This window comes from Oleiphilus sp. HI0132 (assembly GCF_001635845.1).
In genome coordinates this window covers 1-917 of record NZ_LWGJ01000037.1, presented here as the reverse complement: position 1 = coordinate 917, position 917 = coordinate 1, and the positions used below count along the sequence as shown (strand labels likewise).

The 917-nt window shown below is 38.5% G+C and carries 1 protein-coding gene; it reads left to right on the top strand.

The genetic code is table 11. The annotated features are described in order from the left end of the window. Positions 1–27 precede the first annotated feature (27 nt). Positions 28–747, top strand: coding sequence for a hypothetical protein (locus tag A3766_RS00655; protein ID WP_068510718.1), 720 nt, complete (start codon positions 28–30; stop codon positions 745–747). Positions 748–917 lie beyond the last annotated feature (170 nt).

Genomic DNA, 917 nt, shown 5'->3' with positions numbered 1-917 from the left:
GTTTAAACACTAACTTAACTGACGACTATGACAAAACCCATCGCATTTCTAATCCACTTTCTTATTAGTCTCGCTATCGTATCGATAGTTTACTTTTTTATCAGATTCCAAATTTATCCTGACTTCTACTTCAAAATACAGGGTATATCAGAAATCATTCTAATCCTGTTTGCTGTAGACGTGATACTAGGGCCACTACTTACTTTTGTCGTATATAAAAAAGGTAAGAAGAGTCTAAAGTTTGACCTGTCAGTGATTGCATTATTCCAAATAGCAGCGCTTGTATATGGGTTTCAGACCATCTACAAGGAAAGGCCTTTATCAGCATTACTTGTCAATAACTCATTTGAGATCCAAACCGCATCGAATTACGATATGACAGCTGTTGACCCTAATATTATCGATACTAGCTTGGCTTCAGCACCAAAGTTCCACGTTTTAACCGGTACAACCGAAGTTAGAATAGCGATCACTGTTCATGCATTTACCGGTGAAGGGGATACAGATTATCTACAGAACATGGATTATTATCATGAGCTAGGCGAGCAAAAAGAACGCATCAAGCAAGCAGCTCTTGAAGAAGTCTACCTTAAGAAGATTTATAAGGATCAAGAGTTTGATACAGGCAAATACTTCTATATCCGCATAATTGGGAAATCAGGCTTTGGTTTGGCAAAGCTCGACAAGAATACCTATGAAGTCCTTGAAATTTTTGCTTTGACAGATTTCGACATGAACACTTTGTGAACTGCAAATAATGCATTAAGGCGATAATCTAAGCTTTTATCACCTTAATGCGCAGCCCTAAGACTTTGCGCTGATGTGTTCAGCATCATCCTTGGAAAACGGATTAGTAATAGTCGAGCTAGAACCTTGAAGTACCGCCTCGGGGTGCCTTATTTCCATAATGCACTTTA

Coding starts and splice junctions, on each gene's coding strand:
- A3766_RS00655 (WP_068510718.1), top strand. CDS start 28: ATGACAAAACCCATCGCATTTCTAATCCACTTTCTTATTAGTCTCGCT.